This is a genomic window from Methylobacterium sp. HJ2 (assembly GCF_056431005.1).
In genome coordinates, this window is sequence record NZ_JBWJYM010000005.1 from 1 (window position 1) to 18,833 (window position 18,833).

The window sequence follows — 18,833 nt, forward strand, 5'->3', positions numbered from 1 at the left end:
CCCAGTTCCGTCGCCTCGCCATACGCTACGAGCGACGGGCCGACATCCATCTCGCTTTCTCCACGCTGGCGGCCGCCCTTATCGTTTGGCGCTTCATCGAACGATGGTTTTGTTAGGCGCTCTAAATCTACGAGCCTGCCAACGATCGCCATGGGGCGCTCAGAACGCGGCAGACTGTGGTGCCTTGCCTCGCATTGGCGGTTTGGCTGCTGCGGTACTATCGCTGCAGCCGTTCTAGGCCTTTCGCCACGACGATGCCGGCGTTCAGCCCTTCTTGCCTTGCTTGTAGCTCTTGATGGCACCCTGGCAACCAGGCGAAAGCTTCGACATGTTCTTCTCGAAACAGGCCTGCGTCTCGGGGCCTTCATCGGGCGGCATGTCCCCGCAGAAGGTGGTGAAGTCCCCCATGCACTGCTGCTGTAGGAGCTCCTTGTCGGCCGACATCGGCGCCGCGAGGGCGGCGCTCGTGACACCCGCGAGAAGTACGACGGATGTCGCAAGGCGTATCGGCCTAGTGTGCTCCTGATCCGTTCGAAGAAACCGGGACGAAAGCCGCGACGATGGCAAAGCGTTGCATGCGGCGAGGCCGTATTCGAAAAGATCGGCCCCCTTAGTCGGTGTCTGCGTCCTGGGATGCCAGGCCGGTCGCGTGCGCGAGAAGTCTTGGCATCGCCTACTCTATCCCGGCGTCGCCGTCGTCGGTGGCCTTCTCATCGTCCCGCACGGAAGGCTCGGCGGGCGGCGCGGCCTCCATTGGGCGCACAGATGATGGGGCACGTGAGTGCGATGCCGGTTCGAAGGGCATCATCGCCGCGCCCGAAGCGACCAGACCTGCCATGCTCCGCAGATCGGCAGGCTGGCGCGGGTCCTGAGCCACCCGTTCCGCATCCGCTTGTAGGCGAAGGTTGCAGGCCTTCGACGGCAAAGCGCCGTCTGGGGCACAGGCATCGTGGCGCGCGCAAGCGGCATCCAGAGCGTCGGTGGGTGCCAGCGGCGCGTTGTTGCCCGGACCGCAGTAATTTCCGTGCAGGAGCATCTACTGAGCGTCGGGCGCGGCGTGGGCCGGAGCGGCCAAGCAAGCTGCGAACAGGATCGGCACTGCCAGTCGGGATATCGTCATGCGCTAACCTCAGCTTCGGCCGGTTGCCCACTCGGGCGACGCGTTCCACTCCGCGAACAGTGAGAGCGGTCGGAATGCCGAGGTCGCTGCCACGGTTCCAATCCGGTCATCGCCCGTGCCGGCGCGAACGCGGCTCAGGCGAGATCCAACTCAAGGGCCAGGTCGGTCAGGTAGAAGGCGATGCGACGGCTCGCCTCTCGGTCCGCACTTTCGATGCTGAAGCCGACCGTGAGGGTCTCGCCCTCGTAGCGGCGCATCACCGACTCGGCCATGAGAGCGGCCTCGCGCTCCGCTGAAGCGCTTAGCACACGCCGACCATCACGAGTCTGCAACGTCACCCGGAAGTGCTTCTGGGGCATCATGGCATCCGTCCTTCCGACCGCGCCGGCGGACCCGCGAAAGGCCGTTAACGACTGGGCGTGGAAATCCGATCCAGCGCGCTCGGCGAAAGGGATCTGCCCGGCGCCTGCGTCGAGGCGCGAAGCCTGGACCCCATCAGTCGACCGACGCGCTGACTTCGCAATCCAGGCTCACAGGCGTGCGCGGCATGCTTGTGCCCTCAAGCACCACGCAGAGGAGGCGCACGGCAACGGGCGCCCCGCAAACACCTCAAGTCACGCTTTGCAAGCTTTTATCCGTGTTCAGCCAGCATTCACGAAGACGCGGACGACCAACATCTACTGCCGAAAATTTGGGCGGAACCGCTAGCCGAGGCTCGGTGTTGCTAGCGCGAATTCGCCTGCAAGTAGCAGGCAGCAACGGAGATCCACATGCGCAAGACCATCACCCTTGGCTTCGTAGCCGCCGCCCTGGTCGGCCTGGCCGCCCCGGCCTCCGCCGAAGAGACCACCGTCGTCCGCCGCGACAGCGCCCCGAGCGTGTCTGTCGAGCGCCGCGAGGGCGTGGTCGAGCACCGCGAGGTGACCACCGGCAGTGTCGATTGCGGCTCCAAGACCGTCCATAAGGAGGACGGCATGGGTAACTCCAAGACTGTTCACAAGGAAGGCTGCTGACGCCCCGCAGCCTCATCCCTTTGACGCATCAGGAGAACCACACATGACGAACAAGCTACTTCTTGCGCTGGCCACGGCCGGCATGCTCGCCCTGCCCGTGGCAGCCCAAGCGCAGGGCACCGTGCGCGGCGCGGCCGAGGGCGCCGAGGCGGGTGCCGCGGCTGCTGGTCCGGTCGGCGGCATCGTCGGTGGTGCGGTCGGTGCGGCCACGGGCACGGTCGGCGGTATCCTGGGCGTGGACGACCGTCCGCGCTTCCGCAGCTACGTCCGCGAGCGCAACGTGCGCTCCTACGACTACGACGGTCGTATCGCCGTCGGCACCACGCTGCCGGCGTCGGGCGTGACCTACTACGACGTGCCGGACCAGTACCGCGTGAAGCCGGGCTACCGGTATACGGTGGTGAACGATCAGCCGGTGCTGGTCGACCGCAGCCACCGCATCGTCGAGGTTATCGACTGAGGTGACGGGCGCTTGAGGGGCGCCGACACGACCGTGGAGAGCCCGCCCGGTGCCAAGCCGCAGCGGGCTCTTCCGTTGAGGGGTGAACCGTTCGGATCAGACGACCGCGTGTCGGCTGTCTAGGCCGAGCGAGTTCGCCAGGAGGTTGCGCGCGCGGCTGACCCGGCTCTTCACGGTTCCGACCTGGCAGCCGAGAAGCTCGGCGGCGTCCTCATAGGTCAGTCCCTGCGCACCCACGAGCAGCAAGGCCTCGCGCATGCTGATGGGCAGTTTCGCCAGGTGTTGCCGCACCCGGTGCAGATCGCTGGCTGCCTCCTGTGCGGCCGGTGCCACCATCTGCCCTGCCACGGTCCCGTCCGCGTCTTCCACCTCGCGCTTGCGCTTGCGGAGCTCGCTGTAGAACTGGTTGCGCAGTATGGTGCAGAGCCAGGCCTGCAGATTCGTGCCGAGCTGGAACCGCTCCTGGTGCTTCCACGCCTTCAACAGGGTTTCCTGGACGAGATCGTCGGCAGCGGCTTGGTTGACAGTCAGCGACAGGGCGAAGGCGCGCAGGCCTGGGAGGGCGCCCAGGAGGTCGGCCCGAAACGCTTCCGCGGCGGCCGCGTTCGAGGCGCCCAAGGCATCGGTGAGGCGGGCGATCAGGTCGAGCAGCGCAGGCGGCTGCCCCTCCGTTAGGACAGAGGCGTAGAAGGCGCGCAGTTGCGAGCCGAGGTGCCGGCGAACCGGCTCCGGGATCTCGCCTCGGGTCCCTGGGCCGGCCCCCGGATCTCGCGTGGAGGCCGCGTAGTGGGCCGACAACGTCAGTGGGTCGTCTGCAGCCATGTGTGCTCCCTAGCCAACGGCACCGGCCCAATCCGGGACAGTCCGGCAAAGAGAGCGGGGGCTTCTGGCAGGTGCATGCTGGACGCGATCTAACGAAACCTTCAGCGAATTGTCGAGGGAGCTCGGCAGTTCGGCCACATCGGGCAGTAGGAGCGGTCCGGAACCCTCCCAAGGTCGCGTGCCAGTTCGCCGTCTCCCTCGCTCTGCCTTCAATCCCCGGTTCCGAATAGGGCCCCGGGCACCCGGCAGTGTTTCGCTAACCGTTGCCGGCGATAGCGCAGCCTGTGCTGGGGAAAAACTGAGCCGCCTTCAAGTTAAGGTCGTCCCCCGGTCGAAGCCCTGCTTCGGCTCACGTTGCAGCAGCACTGGAATTCCGCGGGGTCGGTAGTTCGCTGCAGAACCAAGCTTTCCCCTTGGCGTTCGGGAGGCGATTCAACCAGGAGTTAGTCCATGCTGAAGTCGCTGAGCACCCTTATTCCCGCCCTGGCCCTCGCCGCCGCCGTGGGCGCCACGCCCGCCGCGGCCAAGACGGTCATCATCAAGCGTCACTGACCCGACGCGCGCCCCTGCGGCCCGCCCGGGGGGGCTCGCGCCCGCGGACGGCGTCGACACGCTCTCCGACCTGGACGGCGAGGCGCTTCCACTCCTCGGGGAGGTTGTCCCCCAGCAATTCGGAATAGGCGTCCTCAAGGCCATGCCCCACCCCGTGCAGGCAAGGGTCCTGCGTGGCGGAGGCAAGGCGCGGATGCCGGAGACGGCACTGTCGCATGACTACCCCGTCGGGCCGAGGCGATTTCGCCGACCCTGTTCCCGTTGATGCGCCTAAGGTTTCGAGAACACTAATCGGTACCGCCCCGGTTCGTTTCATCGCCGCAGCCCGGCCGAAGGCGCTATTTGCAGAAGGCCACCGCGCTACCTTAAGGCGGCTTCCGGAAACTTAAAAGAAGAAGGGGCGCCCTACCGGACGCCCCCGAATCTATTCTGACCAGCGCGGCTCAGTCGTCCCAATCATGGTGACGGTGGTAACCGTAGCCGCGACGCTCGATCACGCGGACGCCTGGACGGTCCCAATCGCGATGCCGGAAGCCTATGCCCCGGTACCCGTCGCGATAACCTTCTCGGACAATGACGCGTGAATGGCCGTAGCCCGGTCCATAGCCATAACCGCCACCCCACTCATGCGCCTGAGCAGTCGAGGCGGCGCCCACGAGAGCGGCACCGGCGGCAAGGGTCAAAGCGATTGTCTTCAAGCTCTACCTCCGTTTCGATGATGGCCTCAAGAACGTCGTCGCCTCAAAAACCGTTCCCTGAAAGTACGTCCCCTGGTTTTTGGGCAACCGCTAACCTTGCTCCGGCCCAGACCCTCCGGCCGGCTACCTGCAATCATGTGCAGCGCGCCCGATGCGGAACGGTTTAGGTTGTTCTGGCGTCTCTCGTGACTTGTCTTCGCGCATCAAGCGCGGGCCGCGCTACCGTTCTTCCGCGGTGTCGCGACAGATCGGCCGTGGACCATGCTCGCCACCACGCACCTTGCACTCATCAACGTCTTCACCGGTGACATCCAGGGCGGCCTCGGTCCCTTCCTGGGAACCTGGCTTGCCGAGACGGGAGGATGGTCACCGGCGCGGGTCGGGTTCGTCACGACGCTGGTCGGCGTCGGCGCCCTGTGCCTCAGCGGGCCAGCCGGTGCCCTTGTCGACCGGATCGGGCGCCCCCGTGTCCTGATCGCCGCCGCCTGCGCCGCCATCCTGGCCGGCACGCTGCTGATCATGCCGGCCAAGTCCTTCCCGGCCGTGTTCGCCGCCCAGATGGTGGCGGCGGCCGGAGGCGTGCTGATGTTACCGGCTATCACCGAGCTCACCCTCGGCATCGTCGGCAAGGACCGCTTCCCGAAGCAGCAGGGCCGCAATCAGGCATACAACCACCTTGGCATCCTCGTCGCGGCGGGCCTCATCAGCTTCGGCACTGGCTGGCTCGGTCCGGCCGTGGCCTTCTGGGTGCTAGGCGCCATGGCGGTGCTGGCGATCGTCGCGGCCTTGACCACGCCCGGTCACTGCTACAACGGGCGCCGCGCGGTCGGCTGGAAGGAGGACGATCCGGACGACAAGTCGGAACGGGCGACTACCCGCAGCGTGCTCTCGAACCGCAAGCTGATGGTGCTGGCGGTGGCGCTCGCGCTGTTCAACCTCGGCAACGGCGGCATGCTGACCCTGCTTGGACAGAAACTCGTGGCGGCCGGTTCCGACGCCACCGCCTGGACCGCCCGCTACGTCATGGTCGCGCAGTTGGTCATGATCCCGGTGGCCCTCTTCGCTGGCTCGCTCGCCGACAAGCGCGGGCGCCGCAAGCTCCTGCTGGTCGCCTTGGCGGTGCTGCCCGTACGCGCGGCCCTGTCCGCCTTCATCGACGACCCGATATGGCTGATCTCAGCCGAGATCTTCGACGGGGTGGCCTCGGGCATCGTCGGCGTGGCCGTGCCAGTCGTAGTGGCGGACCTGACCTGGGGCTCGGGCCGGACCCAAACCGCGCTCGGCACCGTGAACGCCGTGCAGGGCATCGGCGGCGCGCTCTCGGCTTGGTACGGCGGACTTGCGCAATCGCTTTTAGGCTGGACCGGTTCGTTCCTGGCTCTCGGGGCGCCCGCGTTGATCGCGCTGGCCCTGGTCATCTGGCTCGACGCGACCTCCGAGCCTGGTCGCCGCACCCGCAGGCGAGAGCGTCTGGCCGCCAGCCTGCAGCCCGCCTGACCAGGACACACGAATTGGCTGACTTCGGGCGCGGGCATCTTGGGGCCTGATGCTCACCAAGGATATCGTGTGCTCGGATGACGGACCCAAGGTTCCGGAGGTCGCGCGCGCATGCGAAGCGGCAGGAGGACGAGCTTCACGGCGGCCCGTGCGAGCAGGACCGCCAGTACGGCCAAGACGAACAACATCGTGTTGAACTTGGGGTTCGTGCCTGCCGCCGCGAGCGCGACCCGACGATGCCGGATGGGGCCCAGCCTAGGCGACGAACACGGCGAGGTGGTGGACGCATCCACGGGGTCGGCGCTCGTCCCCCAAGCCCTTCCCTTTCGGACGCGTCGGATCGCAGCACGTGGCTGGTGCGATGGCCGGCTCGCCGACCATGTCCGCCCTGACGACGTCCGCACACAACTCGGGCGGCCGCGGCAGCATCTGTCGAGGAGGTACCTCATCAGCCAGCCGAGCGCCGCGGGCACCGCCGTGTAGATAACGAGTTCGCCTGACGCCGCGACTGGGCTAGGCCCGCCTGCTCCAAAAGCGCGAGGTGGAACGACATCGTGGAGGGCGTACCGTCCACCTCCTTGGCGATGCGTCCGGCCACGAGACACTGGGGGTTAGCTCCGCACCAGCGCGCGCATCACCCTCAGCCGGGTGTCCCGCGCCAGCGTCAGCCTGCACATTGAGGCTTAGGTTCGTCGCGGCGAAGTCAGCCCCGGCCTTCCCGCCATAGGGCTTCACAGCACGGGAGGCATCGACCGTGACGGGTGAGCTGAGCTGCGACCATGTCCGCTTCTAGGAGGACATCCTAATCCGATGAATGACCGAGATGGGCGCGAAGCTGAATGTCCGGTCCTGTGCGCTCTAGCAATCCGACGTGACGCAAGCTGGTTAGAAGCAGCCGGGCCGCTTCGTGGAACAACTTGTGGGAGAGCAGACGTGCGCTTCCGCTCAACGGGCCTCAAACTCGGCAGGTGTGGCATGGAGACACGCTCGAGTACTTACGGACGCCTGCAGCCGGCCGGTATCGTCCATGCGGGCGAGTACGTGTTCGATGCTGCCTCAACCCGGCGCCTCGGCCTCGGCACGCTGTACGCGCTGCGATCAAGGATGCCAGGCTATGCCGGCGGCGGCTTCGTGGCCATGCCAAACGGCCGGCGCGCGCCCGTGGGACCGGTCCCAGCGGCCAACAGCAATTCGGCCGGCAGCACCTATGCGCCGAGCTACGCGATCGACCTCCGCGGCTCGACCCTGACGGAAGCCCAGGTCCGCAGCGCCCTCGGCCAAGCGATCAGCGCCAACAACGCAGAGCGGGATCGGACCTCACAGGAGCGCAATGAGATGCTGAGACGAGCGGCATTCTGATCGGCGCCGGACACGACTGGGTGCGTGCTTGGGCGATGGACGGGTCCTTAGGTTCCGCAGATCCCACATCCCTGGCTTAACCCGCCTGGCCTAGCCGCGGCGGGATTTCTGTTTGGAGCGGTCATTCAGTGGAGGCAAGTAAGTCGACGGGGAGTGGCAGCAGCTTGGTACGGCTGGCGCTCAATTAGGAAATAGTGCTCTACCCGCACGCTGCCTGCTAATCCAAAATTTTTTGCTCATACTCGGCCTTCTTCCCAGACACGACGTTAATAGAATTGCTTATAAATTGACGTGCGTTCGCAACTCCATAGTATGCTCTTCTGTATTTCCGGGTTTCATCATAATTACCCGTAGGCTCATTAGGTGCAGGCGTTTCCATCAAGGAATCCGAAATCTGCTGCGCTACAAGTCCATTATCATTGCCAATACACTTCCTCAAAATGATTTTAGTATTTTCGATTGATCCTTCTGGAGTAAATCCCATTCGATTGATCAATGAAAAACTACTCGCATTTTGGTGAGTAAGTATCCCTAAATACGCCTTTGCTTGATTCTCAAATTGATCGGATGCCTGTTTGATTTCGGCTATACATCTATCGAGCTTCAAAACCTGGATCGGAATTTCAACACGTCTTTGCAGATTAGCAACATTGGCCTTCAGGTCGCTGATTATCCGAAGTGTTTCCGGCGGGAATGTGCCAGGCTCACCTTTTTGGCCTTGAATGCCTATTGGCCCCTGTGGCCCAGCAGCAAGCCCAAATGTGACTATAAAAATTGGAGGCCAATAAAGCAGGCTGGTAGCCAAGAAAGCCCATGCAAACACCTTAATCGGCGGTCTCATTTTTTTCTGACTTCTGTTCGAGCCAACTCCTACGGCATTGTTTTCTACATTAATCTGTGGTTTATTTTGATAAGCAGATACTACGAGCTGGGCAACCGTAGCTAAAACGCCAAGATATGTTCCGATTAAACTATAAAAAGCGATTTCTTTCTCGGACAAGAGCCTTACCTCGTACCAGCCCATTTGCGTGGACGAGCAAACGCGTTTCGTGTAGCTCTTGCTGCACGACGGGTCCGACCGTTGCTCTTCTGCCCCTGCGAAGCTGGCACTTCGCGGGGGCCTATTACCTTACATCAACGATTGACTTTTCGGGTAGTGCAACACGAGGGCTCCGCTCGCGTCTAGGCCCTTTCGACCGACGGACCAAAAACTCGGGAATGATCACCGTTTCGCGCCGTGCTCGCCGCCTCTATAAGGCCGCCTTGCTTGGGCGGCCTTTCGTGTTTTAGGACCTCCGCCATACGTTTAGCTTGTGTCTTGCCGCCACTCCTCCCCGGCCACCAACTGTAAAATCACAAAACCCAGTCGAGCTAGAACAGCAGGTCGTTCGCGGTAGGTCGGCGCATCGTAACCCGCTCGCCACTTCGCGAGCGCTTCCACAAGCGCCCGGCCTAACTTTTGATGGCTCTAGGTTGCGCTGTGGCCTTCAGCCGCCGCCGTCAGCGCCCGCGCGATCTCCTTGGCGATGGCCAGCGCCTCGGCCTTCCTGAACCGCCTCACCGCGTCCCGGCGCTGCTCGCTGTTCTCGAAGTACACGTAGGCGACCGCGCGGCCGGCCCTGTCTTCGATCGCGTAGCTCTTGGCGGCTAAGCGGAGGGTGAGCGGGAGCTTGATGGCAAGGTCGCTCACGCCCTCACTACTTCATCATGCCGATGGCCGCCCACCAAGCTTCGTCATGCGAAGCCTGGTCGAGGCGGCGCAGCGCCTCGGCCTGGCGCTCAGTTGCCCGCGTTTGATCCCGTAGTGCATTTTCACCCACGTCCTGCGCGCAGGCTGGGAAGCCGGCTGACATCAGGGCGAGGACGGCAAGGAAGAGTGGGGCGTAGCGCATCGGGTCTAACGACTGATGATCTGCCACTGCTTCGCACGCAAGACGGCCAGGGCCTCCATCTCGCGCCACACCGCCTCCTCGATCTCGGTCGTGTCGTAGCCGGTGTCCATCAGCATCAGGAGGGTCGTGACCTGCGCAGAGGCTCGCGCCTCGCTGGCCCGGATCAGTTGGCCCATGTGTTCGATGATCTTGTCGTCAGCCACTGCCGTTCTCGAGCCCGCACTGATCCTCAGGGCAGATGATTATCTGAGACCTGCCGGACTTGGCCAGTGCGCAACATGGGTAAATGCCGAACAAGCGGTGGTGCGTTCTAATGAGCGTGGGCCGGATCGAGGAAGCCCTCTGGCATGGGTCGGTCCGCGAAAGCCGCTGCTACAACCGCGAACACCCAGCAGCGGGCCACAGATGTCCTGACTGGGCTCAGAGCCTAGGACTTGGCCGGCCCAGCCCACATCGCGTTCAAGCCAAGGGTGTAGGCGCGGACTGGCTAGAGTGCGTCAGGCAGCAGCCCTGGTGTGCCTCGCGTGGTCGATGCTCGTTGGGGCGCAACGCGTTTGATTTCGCCCGCTGGCCTTGGCTTCGTAGAGCGCTGCATCGGCCTCCCGATAGAGGCTTTGAAGGCCTACGTTGCCCGTCGCCAATCCGATGCTGACAGTTAAGCAGCCTGGATTAATGCTAGCCGAGGGAATCGCGACCTTGGCGATCAGATCGTGCAACATGCCGGCGATCCGCAGTGCGCCCGGCCCGTCGGTATCCGGAAGAAGGAGCACGAACTCCTCGCCCCCAACCCGGCAGACGAGGTCGCCGGGTCGGTGCACGCTCGCGGTAAGGCAGCGGGCGAGAGCCTTGAGCACTTCGTCGCCGACGGCGTGGCCATAGCGGTCGTTATAGCGCTTGAAATGGTCCGCATCGACGACGAGCAACGACAGCGGCTTGCCTGAGCGTTGCGCGTCATCGCCGAGCCGAACCAAGGCATCCTCGAACTGGCGCCGGTTCGCCAGCCCAGTCAGCGCATCCGTCCGTGAGAGATGTGCCATCTCGGCATGCATCTTCGCGCGGTGGCGAAGCTCGCGGCCAAACAACAGCGTCAGGGTGACGGTCAGTCCGCACAGCACCAGCACCACCGCGGCAATCCCGAGCGCCTTCAACCGCCACTCGGCCTCGACCTCGGCGGTGCCAACCGCAACGTTGAGGACCAACGGCAGCTCCCCGACCTGGGTGAAGGCATAGTGGCGCTCGACCCTGTCGCGCACGGACATACCCACGAAGGTGCCCCGCCCCTCGCGCACGAACCGGTCGAAGTTCGGCGTGCCGGCGATGTTCACCCCGACGTCCGCCTGGACATAGGGGTAGCGCATGAGGCGGGTGCCATCCCGCAGGTACAGGTTGATCGCACCGTCGCGGCCTAGGCCGATCTGGTCGAACAGCCGAGTGAAGTAGGAGAGCTTCAGGCTGCCCAGTACGATGCCGCCGAAGGAGCCGTCGGGCTTGTTGATGCGGCGGCTCAGCACGATGATCGGCGCGCCGAGCAAGCGCGAGATCACAGGCTTGCTGATGTAGAGACCGAGGTCAGCCCGCGCCTTGTGCGCCTGGAAGTATTCCCGATCAGCGTTGTTGACCTTCCTGGCTGGCACAGCCGTGGCATCGAAGATGCTGTCGCCGTTTTCGTCGAGCACAAGCATGACGCCCAGGTCCTTGGCCGTCGCGGCGCGGTCGAACAGGATCATCTGGCGCGCTTGTGGGGTCACCTGGGCGGTCTCAGGCGCGCGCAGGTTGTCGACCACGGCTTGCAAGGACAGGTCGATGATCTCGAAGTTGCGGGCGATGTCGCGCTCGATGACCTGCAGCAGATTCTTTGAGGTCTGCTCACTCCTGTCCCAAGCGTCTCGTCTGAGATCGAGCAGCATGAAGGTAGAGACGATCAACATGCCGATGGGCGCTAACACACCCAATGCGATCCAAAGGCGGTTGGACCTGAAGACGCTCAGCGGTCGATGCGGCGGGGACATAGGTGTGCGCTTCCAAGCATGGTTCGCTGCCTGGCATCTGGCACGCCAAAACCCAAGGGTTTTGCCTGCGAATCGCTGGTTTGGCCGCCCAGAGATCGAGTTGCTCACGCTTTTTACGGACAATCGCGAAGCTTTGATCGCTGGAAATTTCTCGTTCGCTCCTTAGCTATTGCGCTGATTTTAGTCCTCTTACCAGCAACCCTACGTCGGTCAGCGAACCTTCGTTGTTCGTCGTACCGTCCGCCGACAGCTTGCCCTTCACCGGCCTCGCCAGCAGGATCGCAGTGCGGGCCATGTTGCGCTTGAACCTATCGGTGCGGTCGGGATCAGCAAAGGCCAAGGCTGACGGCCTGTGCGCCTCGACCGCCGCGGCGAGGTCGAGCAGGTATCCGCCGCCGACCGGATGCTGGCCAGTCTCGGGCTTGGCGAGGATCTCGTCGACCGCAGCTTCGATCTCATCGGACGAACTGGTGACCTGCATGGGCCTTCAGCTTTGGAACTCTCCGCTCTTCTGGACCTTCGCTTCAGAGACGGACATCGCAGAGGCTATCATGACCGACCGCACCGACGCTGAGAAGCAAGCCATGGGCACGGTGCCGCCAGGACGCCCGCTTGGTGAAGCCAAAAAGCCGGACGTGACCGTGGGTGGCAGCGGCCCAACCTCGCCGGGTAGCCCAGAACCCACGGGTAACGAGGGGCCAGAGAGCGGTGGCTACGACAACCGGCCGGCAACCCCGACGCCCAATAACGCCAAGGGCGGATACGGCGCAGGTTGAGACCTTCAAGGCCAAGTCGGGACTTTGGCTGCTTCAACAACCGTTCTGCCTCATCGGAGATGGTCCACCGTGGCGGTTCTCGAACAGCAGCCACCCGTCAGGCGTGGCATGCTGAGTGTTCTGCAGAGCAGCCCCACGATCGTGTGCGAAGCCCGGGCCGAGGATGGCCGGAGAGGCGTCACCGTGACCGAGGCATTCGGAAGCTATCGCTCAGCACCGAAGCACGGCCCGAACCTCCGACTTGGCGCCGATCTTATGGGAGGTAGAGGCCAGCGGCGCGGCGTCGCTGCCGGAGAAGGCAGCGGCGGTCAACGCGTGGGGGCAGCCCGGCGCCGTCGTATGCGGAATGGTCGGCAACGCAGGTGCGGCGGGTGCGCTACCCCTCCTGATGCAGAAAACCTCAGTCTCTCGTTGGTCAGTGCGTCGACACGTGACGGGAACCGCGCACGCCTCCCGAAGCGTTCCAGCGGCATCAGAGGAGAGTCCCATGAAAAAGCTATACCTTGTCGCTGCCTGCGTGTTGCTCGGCAGCCCCGCATACGCTGAGTCCGTGTCTGAGAAGACGGGTTTGAACTCCCTCGTGGGAGCCAGCCCGAACACGGCGGATTTCGTTAAAGAAGTGGCCATCAGCGACATGTTCGAGATGCAATCGAGCCAAATGGCTGTCGAGCGCGGGAATGATGCAACCAAGAAATTCGCACAGCAAATGATCTCGGATCACCAAAAGACCTCCGGCGAACTCAAAGGCATGGTTCAGAACGGCAAGGCTAAAGTTGAGATCCCAACCGCACTAGACTCGTCACATCAGAGCATGATCGACAAGCTGAAAGGCTTGAAGGGGGACGACTTTAACAAGCAGTACCACAGCGACCAAGTGAAGGCGCACAAGGATGCCGTCGATCTGTTCCAGCGCTATGCGAAGGGTGGCGACAACCAAGATCTGAAGGCTTGGGCTGGGAAGACCGAGCCAGCGCTAGAGCAGCATCTGAAGATGGCACAGGACCTGAACAAATAGGGAGATTAGGGTTACGCAAGCAGGTCCGTCATCGGATAAGCATAGACCCGGTTCAGGCCCGGACGCGCTGCAGCGCGTCCGGGCCGCTGAACAAGGTCAGGTTGTCCATATCGAGGCGGACGGGATAGTCACACTACGAGGAGAGGCTTCGCCGCTCGCGATATAGCGCTGTGGCGAGGCAGGTTGGCGTATCGTTCCGCAAGAGTCGTCGTAGGATCGACCTATGCCCTACACCGTAGAGATCACCCTGGCGGAAACATCTTCCGAGAGTGCGGAGGACGATCTTGCGATGTACCAAATGCCAGAGATCTTCGACACGATGGCCGATGCAAAGCAGGCCGCGGTAAGCCATGTTGCTGGGCTAGATCGCCACCCAGCCACCGTCTTTTTCACTGTCCTAGACCAAGCGGGTCTGATCATTCTAACCAGCGCGGACAAGTCAGGATAAGCCGTTAATGCAGGGACGAAAAAGCCCGCCACGGCGGCTGCCGGGCGGGCTGAGTTTTGAGCCAGGCCAGTGGGGGACCGGCGGCTCTCAAAGGCTCAAGCCAGGGTTGAGACTTAGGTTCCGGCAGCACGAGCTAAAGCATCACCGGCGATTGCTCACATCGTCGACCGTGCCCAGGTCGATGTCGGCCTCAGGCGTGCTGGCCTCGTCGAAGGCCTGAAGCCACGCCTCGCGGTCCTCTGAGCCTTCAGGATAGGGGCAGCTCTCCCGCGCCTTCCCGTACAAGTGAGCGTTGCGTCCCTTGATGAAGGGGCTGTCGCTGGCTGTTGCGCCTTCTGATGACACGATGGTCTCCTGTTAGCTCAGGCGTGAACTCAGGCCTTGCGCTGTGGCTTGGCCGAGGGGTTTGGGTCGGCTGTTAAAGCTGTTTCAGTTCCCCTTTCATTCGGCTGAGTTCGAAGGCGGCAAAGCCAAGCGGCGGCAGAAGCAGAAGCAGAGCGAAGAAGAGGGCCATGTCTGTTTTCCTGTCAGATGAGCAGGAGAAATGCCTCAGGGCCTGAATGGGTCCGGGCCGCACCTGATTTGCTTCAGTATCGCGATCCTATGACGCGATCGTGGTTCTTCGTGGCCTATGAGGTTGAGTGGATCGACGAGAACCTGATGCGCACTGAGCCGTCCGACGCCGAGCGCGGCCGGAGGGTCGCCCGGCGCAAGGCGATCTACGAAATGCTGCGTCCAGAGGCGCGAGTCGAGCATGCGCGCGCGAGACCGATCTGACGCTGTCAGCCGACGGCCTGGTGGGACGCATAAAAGTCGGAACCAGCTCGATCAGGCTTGCGTTCTGAACTCATGCCGACCTGAAAGGCGCCCGAGGAATGATCAAATGAATTCTGCAAGCAACGCAGAAGCACAGGTTCCATCCCTCCTGCTTGCGCTGTTCGGTTTTTCTGCATCAGTAACCGCAGTCATTGGGATTATAGCTGCGCTTGGATCCGTGCCCTGAGTTGAATGCTGCCTATATCTAATAGGCTCGTTCTAGTCACTGGACCCAGAAATCCTGCCTAGCTAGAATTCCATGCCGAGCTTCACACGCAGATTGTGGCGCTCGAACTGGTTCAAGCCTAGTCCGCGCCGAGCATAAGAGGGATCGGTGTCTCGCCCCCAGACTTGGCCTGCGTAGGCCACCGTTAGCCAGATCTTCTCGGTGAAGCGTCGATGCAGGACCGGCCCGACGAGCACCGCCTCGCTCTCCAGCCGATTGAGAAAGACCCCGTCATAGCCGCGCAGGTAGCGCACCTCCGGACCTATGAAGGTACCATCCGCAATCTGCCCGACCACTGCGTTTGACCAGAGAAAGGTCGAGGAGCGGTAACCCTGGCCGGCAAAGCCCCGTTGGCGCCCAGCAGCTGGCTCGAAGCTGATGTTGCTGCCGTACCAGATCTTGCCGGGCACGAGTTGCACGTCGAGCTGGATAAGGCTCTCGATGTCAAACACGTTGGCGCCGTTGCCCTCGATAGGCAGAACCCGGGTGAAGCGGGGGCGCAGCTCGACGGCGATCCCCAATGGCTGCTCGGCTGATCCTTTCAGAAACTGATACTTCAATTCCACCGAGGCGCCATCGAAGGTACCGAAGGATTTATCGTCGAGGTCTGCGATGTTGCGCTGTCGACGCAAGTTGCCGAAGGCGCTGAGCTCAATGCTGAACCGGTCGGCAGGGTTGAACTGGTAGGAGAGCCGTGTGTCGAGCACGCGGTAGCTGGAGGGGCCAGGGCCGTCACGACGCTTGCTGAAGCGAGAGATCGTGTCGACGAGCACTTCCTGCTCGCCCTTCTCACCGGCGTCAGACCCTTCAGTGAAGCCGAATAGGTGCTCGGTATCGATCTCCTTCTGCTTGTCTGACTTGTCGCTCTTGCCCCCAGAGCCACCGCTGCTCGACGAGGATTTGGCCTTGTCGTTCGCCTGTTCCTCGGCAAACCCAGGGACGACGGCGAGACCCAAGGTCAGCAATAGGGCCAAGGCGAGTTGCGAGATGGGTCTCGCCAACGAAGCTTGCCCGATCATGATCCTGTGCCGTCCCCTGTGCGATGCGCACAACCGTGAGTAGACGTGGAGACGGGCCCGTGCCTGTTACAGAATGGCAACGCTTGGCTGCAACTCTGCGGTGACGGGATGAACCCGCTGGTCGAGACGTAAGCCGCTCGGCTCAACTGCCGCGGTTCTGCCCTGGGCCTACGAGTACCAGCTAGTGACCTTGACCCCCGACAAAGCCAAGGACGGGCACGAGGTCGCGCTTGCCGCGGGCCTGCACCTCCAGGACGCAGAAGCCAGTCTCGGCATTGTGGAAGGTGACCCGCTCGATCGTGCCAGCCAGCGCCTCGACAGGTTGGCCGCCGCCGGAATGCTGCGGCGTCCTTGAGGCCGTCACCGATCTGTCTGCCCGATCCATGCCGCCGCGGCCCACGTCGAGTACCGAAGCTACATATCGGCTCGATGGCTGAACCCCGAAACACCCTCCTGTGGTCGCATGATGCTGACCTTCATGGGGGGCAGACCACGCCGAGCGACGCTGCACCGCCTAGTTGATCAAGCAGAAGCCGCCCTCGGCTCCGCTGAGCCCGCCGACGCGACGGTCCGCTGCGCAGGCTGGCGTGGCGGCACGCACTTCTCGGACAGGCGGCGTCACGGGCATTGGCGGGCGGGAGGGCGCTGAGGCGAGCTCAGGCGAACTGCGGAGCTCTGCGGCTGCAGCAACGGGCTCCGCAGTTGCCGCCGCCACTGCGACCGTCCCACTGGGAGTAATGGCGACCCCTGGCAGATAGCCAACCGTGGTTGCCGGTCTCGCCTCGGTGCGAGGGGTGACCGATGGGGTCACAGCGGCGGGCCGATATGTCACTGGCGCTCGGCCGGAGAACAGCCGGCCGAAACCAAGTCGGCGTGCTTCAGCAGTCTGTATGCTGCCGACAAAGGCCAGGATCGCTGCGCCCACTACCAACCGTGCCCGCATGGATCATCTCCACCACATGCGAGTAGGCTGCACGATGCCCCTTAAGCCGGCGGCAACCTGATGCCTCGCATTCGAGTGATGCCCAGTTTCCACACCGCCTTCGTCTCAAGCCGACCGCTCCTCTGCTTCACGTCGGACTGGTGCCGCAGATGTGCGAGCTATCGAGAGAACTGATCGGCCCCCACGAGGTGGTCCGCGGGTAAAGTTAGTGCACGGTTGGCCGCTCCGCCACGAGTCGCTTGGCCGGCGGAACTGGTCGGGCGAGCGCAGCTGGCCACGCGGAGAAGGCTGGCACGAACACCTCCGGGGCCGGCGGCCGGTATCCGAGCGAGGCATGCGGGCGCACGCTGTTGTAGTGACGTCGCCAGCTTTCGATCACGATCTCCGCCTCTTTAAGTGTGTAGAAGATCTCGCCGTTGAGGAGTTCGTCCCGTAGGCGGGCGTTGAAGCTCTCAACGTAACCGTTCTCCCATGGTGAGCCTGGCGTGATGTAGGCCGTCTTTGCTCCGACGCCGGTAATCCAAGCTTGGACAGCCTTCGCAACGAACTCCGGGCCGTTATCCGAACGGATATGGACAGGAACGCCACGCAGGATGAACAAATCCGAGAGCACGTCGATGACGTCGATCGCCTTTAGCTTGCGGGCGACGCGGATCGTCAGGCATTCGTGCGTGAACTCGTCGACCACGTTGAGCATCCGGAACTTACGTCCATCGTGCGTGCGGGCCTCGACGAAGTCGTACGACCACACGTGATTGCGGTGTCCCGGGCGAAGACGAACACAGGAGCCGTCGTTGTCCCAGATCCGCCCCCGCTTGGGCTGTCTGGCTGGGACCTTCAGACCCTCACGCCGCCAAATGCGCTCGACGCGCTTGTCGTTGACGAACCATCCGGCTGCCTTCAGCAATGCGCTGATCTTGCGGTACCCGTAGCGTCCGTACTTCTCGGCCAACGCCACGAGATCGGCCGTCAGCGCCTCTTCGTCGTCGCGGCCCCGCGGTACCTTGCGCTGTGTTGAGCGATGCTGTCCGAGCGCCCGACAGGCGCGGCGCTCGGAGACGGTCATCGTCCGCATGATGTGCTCGACACAGGCGCGTCGGCGAGCGGGGCTCGAGACGTCTTCCCCGGGACGCCTCCTGCAAGATCAGCTTGTCGAGGGTGAGATCCGCAATCGCCTTTCGAAGCCGAGCATTCTCGGCCTCAAGACTCTTCATCCGTCGAACTTGATCCGACTTGAGCCCGCCGAACTCACGTCGCCACCGGTAGTATGTCACCGAACTCACACCGAGCGCGCGGATTGCATCGGCCACGCTCTGGCCCTGTGAGATCAGCACGTCCGCCTGCCGTAGCTTGGCGACGATCTCCTCGGGCTTCGGGTGCTTTGCCATCTTGTCCGTCCTCCAGGCTCAAAAGCCATACCAAAGGGCGGACCACTTCAATGGGGGCGGATCAGAGCAGCGTTCGAGAACTCTAATTCTATTTGCAGACGTTCCGCTAGATTTAGGCCTGCTGGACAAGTGGCGATCGCCATTTTGATCGATTTTGTCTGAAAAGTCAGCGAATGCGTGATCCAGCCGATTGAGATCGTGCTTGGTTTATGAATTGTCTCTGCCCGCAACGCAGAGGACGCTATGAACGACAACATCAAATTGGCAGACGTTGGACACGTCGAACTGACGGCCAGCATCGTGGCGGCCTATCTCACCAGCAACCACATTCAGGCGGGTGAGCTTCCTATCCTCATCACCAGCGTTCACGCCGCCATCGCGGGCCTTGGGCAGCCTGCCAAGACGACCGAGCCGGAGTTTGACAAGCCGACGCCGGCCGAGATCCGCAAGAGCATCACGCCCGACGCGCTGATCTCGTTCGTGGACGGCAAGCGCTACAAGATCCTGAAGCGGCACCTGTCGAAGCATGGCCTCGACCCGGCAAGCTACCGCGCGCGCTACGGCCTGCCGCTCGACTACCCCTTCACAGCGCCGAACTACTCGGCGCGGCGCTCGGCACTGGCACTCAATCTCGGTCTCGGCCGGAAGGATGACCAATCAGCTCCTGAGACGGTGCCTGCGGCAACTGCATCGGACGCTCCGAAGCGCCGCGGCCGGAAGAAAGCTGACGCAGCCGAATGAGGCTTCGCCGTTCAGCGGGCGAGCGTCCCGCAGCCCCGC

Annotated in this window: 23 protein-coding genes and 3 pseudogenes; 11 read left to right on the forward strand and 15 right to left on the reverse strand. The window is 63.2% G+C overall.

The genetic code is table 11. The features are described from left to right. Nucleotides 1–116 (forward strand): annotated as a pseudogene (locus ACS5RC_RS13345) (IS5/IS1182 family transposase); the annotation flags it as partial. Nucleotides 117–264: 148 nt separating this feature from the next. Here the strand turns inward: ACS5RC_RS13345 and ACS5RC_RS13350 are convergent. The 3 genes and pseudogenes from ACS5RC_RS13350 to ACS5RC_RS13360 all read right to left on the reverse strand — a co-directional run bounded on the left by ACS5RC_RS13350 (nucleotide 265) and on the right by ACS5RC_RS13360 (nucleotide 1,479). Then, nucleotides 265–444 carry a hypothetical protein gene (locus ACS5RC_RS13350; RefSeq protein WP_478344366.1) on the reverse strand — a complete coding sequence of 60 codons (180 nt, stop codon included), beginning with the start codon at nucleotides 442–444 and terminating at the stop codon, nucleotides 265–267. Between the two features lie 229 nt (nucleotides 445–673). Continuing rightward, nucleotides 674–1,114: pseudogene (locus ACS5RC_RS13355) on the reverse strand (hypothetical protein). Nucleotides 1,115–1,254: 140 nt separating this feature from the next. Beyond that, complete coding sequence (locus ACS5RC_RS13360; RefSeq protein WP_478344736.1) at nucleotides 1,255–1,479, reverse strand: hypothetical protein; 225 nt, start codon at nucleotides 1,477–1,479, stop codon at nucleotides 1,255–1,257. 411 nt (nucleotides 1,480–1,890) lie between these two features. Between ACS5RC_RS13360 and ACS5RC_RS13365 the strand changes: the two genes are divergently transcribed. Beyond that, nucleotides 1,891–2,133, forward strand: coding sequence for a hypothetical protein (locus ACS5RC_RS13365; protein WP_478344367.1), 243 nt, complete (start codon nucleotides 1,891–1,893; stop codon nucleotides 2,131–2,133). 43 nt (nucleotides 2,134–2,176) lie between these two features. Continuing rightward, on the forward strand, nucleotides 2,177–2,593 hold the full coding sequence (locus tag ACS5RC_RS13370) for a DUF1236 domain-containing protein (RefSeq protein ID WP_478344368.1): 417 nt from the start codon (nucleotides 2,177–2,179) through the stop codon (nucleotides 2,591–2,593). A gap of 96 nt (nucleotides 2,594–2,689) precedes the next feature. Here ACS5RC_RS13370 and ACS5RC_RS13375 read toward each other — a convergent pair whose 3' ends face one another. Further along, nucleotides 2,690–3,415, reverse strand: a complete 726-nt coding sequence (locus ACS5RC_RS13375; protein ID WP_478344369.1) for a sigma-70 family RNA polymerase sigma factor — start codon at nucleotides 3,413–3,415, stop codon at nucleotides 2,690–2,692. A gap of 1,511 nt (nucleotides 3,416–4,926) precedes the next feature. On the opposite strand from ACS5RC_RS13375, the gene ACS5RC_RS13380 reads away from it, so the two are divergent. Next, complete coding sequence (locus ACS5RC_RS13380; protein ID WP_478344370.1) at nucleotides 4,927–6,162, forward strand: MFS transporter; 1,236 nt, start codon at nucleotides 4,927–4,929, stop codon at nucleotides 6,160–6,162. Nucleotides 6,163–6,610: 448 nt separating this feature from the next. Here the strand turns inward: ACS5RC_RS13380 and ACS5RC_RS13385 are convergent, their stop codons facing one another. After that, on the reverse strand, nucleotides 6,611–6,760 hold the full coding sequence (locus ACS5RC_RS13385; RefSeq protein ID WP_478344371.1) for a winged helix-turn-helix domain-containing protein: 150 nt from the start codon (nucleotides 6,758–6,760) through the stop codon (nucleotides 6,611–6,613). A gap of 335 nt (nucleotides 6,761–7,095) precedes the next feature. Between ACS5RC_RS13385 and ACS5RC_RS13390 the strand changes: the two genes are divergently transcribed. Then, entirely contained in the window at nucleotides 7,096–7,521 is a 426-nt protein-coding gene (locus ACS5RC_RS13390; RefSeq protein WP_478344372.1) for a hypothetical protein, read from the forward strand. Nucleotides 7,522–7,738: 217 nt separating this feature from the next. Here ACS5RC_RS13390 and ACS5RC_RS13395 read toward each other — a convergent pair whose 3' ends face one another. From ACS5RC_RS13395 to ACS5RC_RS13415, 5 genes are all read right to left on the reverse strand, one after another. Continuing rightward, the gene (locus tag ACS5RC_RS13395) at nucleotides 7,739–8,521 is read right to left on the reverse strand and encodes a hypothetical protein (protein WP_478344373.1); all 783 of its coding nucleotides are present in this window, start codon (nucleotides 8,519–8,521) and stop codon (nucleotides 7,739–7,741) included. A 468-nt stretch (nucleotides 8,522–8,989) separates the two neighbouring features. Then, nucleotides 8,990–9,211, reverse strand: a complete 222-nt coding sequence (locus ACS5RC_RS13400; RefSeq protein WP_478344374.1) for a hypothetical protein — start codon at nucleotides 9,209–9,211, stop codon at nucleotides 8,990–8,992. A 7-nt stretch (nucleotides 9,212–9,218) separates the two neighbouring features. Then, nucleotides 9,219–9,413: a hypothetical protein gene (locus ACS5RC_RS13405; protein ID WP_478344375.1), complete on the reverse strand. Its 195-nt coding sequence runs from the start codon at nucleotides 9,411–9,413 to the stop codon at nucleotides 9,219–9,221. Nucleotides 9,414–9,418: 5 nt separating this feature from the next. Beyond that, nucleotides 9,419–9,616 (reverse strand): hypothetical protein, encoded by a 198-nt coding sequence (locus ACS5RC_RS13410; RefSeq protein WP_478344376.1) that lies wholly within the window; start codon nucleotides 9,614–9,616, stop codon nucleotides 9,419–9,421. A 294-nt stretch (nucleotides 9,617–9,910) separates the two neighbouring features. Then, on the reverse strand, nucleotides 9,911–11,422 hold the full coding sequence (locus tag ACS5RC_RS13415; protein ID WP_478344377.1) for a sensor domain-containing diguanylate cyclase: 1,512 nt from the start codon (nucleotides 11,420–11,422) through the stop codon (nucleotides 9,911–9,913). Here ACS5RC_RS13415 and ACS5RC_RS13420 point away from each other — a divergent pair. Next, nucleotides 11,319–11,588, forward strand: a complete 270-nt coding sequence (locus ACS5RC_RS13420; protein WP_478344761.1) for a hypothetical protein — start codon at nucleotides 11,319–11,321, stop codon at nucleotides 11,586–11,588. The genes ACS5RC_RS13415 and ACS5RC_RS13420 overlap by 104 nt on opposite strands. On the opposite strand, the gene ACS5RC_RS13425 is transcribed toward ACS5RC_RS13420, so the two are convergent. Further along, nucleotides 11,589–11,903, reverse strand: a complete 315-nt coding sequence (locus tag ACS5RC_RS13425; RefSeq protein WP_478344378.1) for a hypothetical protein — start codon at nucleotides 11,901–11,903, stop codon at nucleotides 11,589–11,591. Between the two features lie 70 nt (nucleotides 11,904–11,973). Here ACS5RC_RS13425 and ACS5RC_RS13430 point away from each other — a divergent pair, with 70 nt between their 5' ends. The 3 genes from ACS5RC_RS13430 (at nucleotide 11,974) to ACS5RC_RS13440 (ending at nucleotide 13,661) form a co-directional block, all read left to right on the forward strand. After that, nucleotides 11,974–12,198 carry a hypothetical protein gene (locus ACS5RC_RS13430; RefSeq protein WP_478344379.1) on the forward strand — a complete coding sequence of 75 codons (225 nt, stop codon included), beginning with the start codon at nucleotides 11,974–11,976 and terminating at the stop codon, nucleotides 12,196–12,198. A gap of 487 nt (nucleotides 12,199–12,685) precedes the next feature. Then, entirely contained in the window at nucleotides 12,686–13,213 is a 528-nt protein-coding gene (locus ACS5RC_RS13435; RefSeq protein ID WP_478344380.1) for a DUF4142 domain-containing protein, read from the forward strand. A gap of 223 nt (nucleotides 13,214–13,436) precedes the next feature. Next, on the forward strand, nucleotides 13,437–13,661 hold the full coding sequence (locus tag ACS5RC_RS13440; protein WP_478344381.1) for a hypothetical protein: 225 nt from the start codon (nucleotides 13,437–13,439) through the stop codon (nucleotides 13,659–13,661). Nucleotides 13,662–13,802: 141 nt separating this feature from the next. Here ACS5RC_RS13440 and ACS5RC_RS13445 read toward each other — a convergent pair whose 3' ends face one another. Further along, nucleotides 13,803–14,006 (reverse strand): Rmf/CrpP family protein, encoded by a 204-nt coding sequence (locus ACS5RC_RS13445; RefSeq protein WP_478344382.1) that lies wholly within the window; start codon nucleotides 14,004–14,006, stop codon nucleotides 13,803–13,805. A 279-nt stretch (nucleotides 14,007–14,285) separates the two neighbouring features. Between ACS5RC_RS13445 and ACS5RC_RS13450 the strand changes: the two genes are divergently transcribed. Then, nucleotides 14,286–14,438: a hypothetical protein gene (locus tag ACS5RC_RS13450; RefSeq protein ID WP_478344383.1), complete on the forward strand. Its 153-nt coding sequence runs from the start codon at nucleotides 14,286–14,288 to the stop codon at nucleotides 14,436–14,438. A gap of 288 nt (nucleotides 14,439–14,726) precedes the next feature. Here ACS5RC_RS13450 and ACS5RC_RS13455 read toward each other — a convergent pair whose 3' ends face one another. From ACS5RC_RS13455 to ACS5RC_RS13465, 3 genes and pseudogenes are all read right to left on the reverse strand, one after another. Next, nucleotides 14,727–15,722: a hypothetical protein gene (locus ACS5RC_RS13455; RefSeq protein ID WP_478344384.1), complete on the reverse strand. Its 996-nt coding sequence runs from the start codon at nucleotides 15,720–15,722 to the stop codon at nucleotides 14,727–14,729. Nucleotides 15,723–15,927: 205 nt separating this feature from the next. Continuing rightward, nucleotides 15,928–16,107, reverse strand: a pseudogene (locus tag ACS5RC_RS13460) (YrrC family ATP-dependent DNA helicase); the annotation flags it as partial. Nucleotides 16,108–16,870: 763 nt separating this feature from the next. Further along, nucleotides 16,871–18,053 (reverse strand): IS3 family transposase gene (locus ACS5RC_RS13465; RefSeq protein WP_478344385.1). Its coding sequence is split into 2 segments (ribosomal slippage): nucleotides 16,871–17,782 and nucleotides 17,784–18,053, totalling 1,182 coding nucleotides; the frame shifts between segments, so codons are not numbered across the junction. A gap of 243 nt (nucleotides 18,054–18,296) precedes the next feature. On the opposite strand from ACS5RC_RS13465, the gene ACS5RC_RS13470 reads away from it, so the two are divergent. Beyond that, nucleotides 18,297–18,794, forward strand: a complete 498-nt coding sequence (locus ACS5RC_RS13470; RefSeq protein WP_478344386.1) for a Ros/MucR family transcriptional regulator — start codon at nucleotides 18,297–18,299, stop codon at nucleotides 18,792–18,794. Nucleotides 18,795–18,833 lie beyond the last annotated feature (39 nt).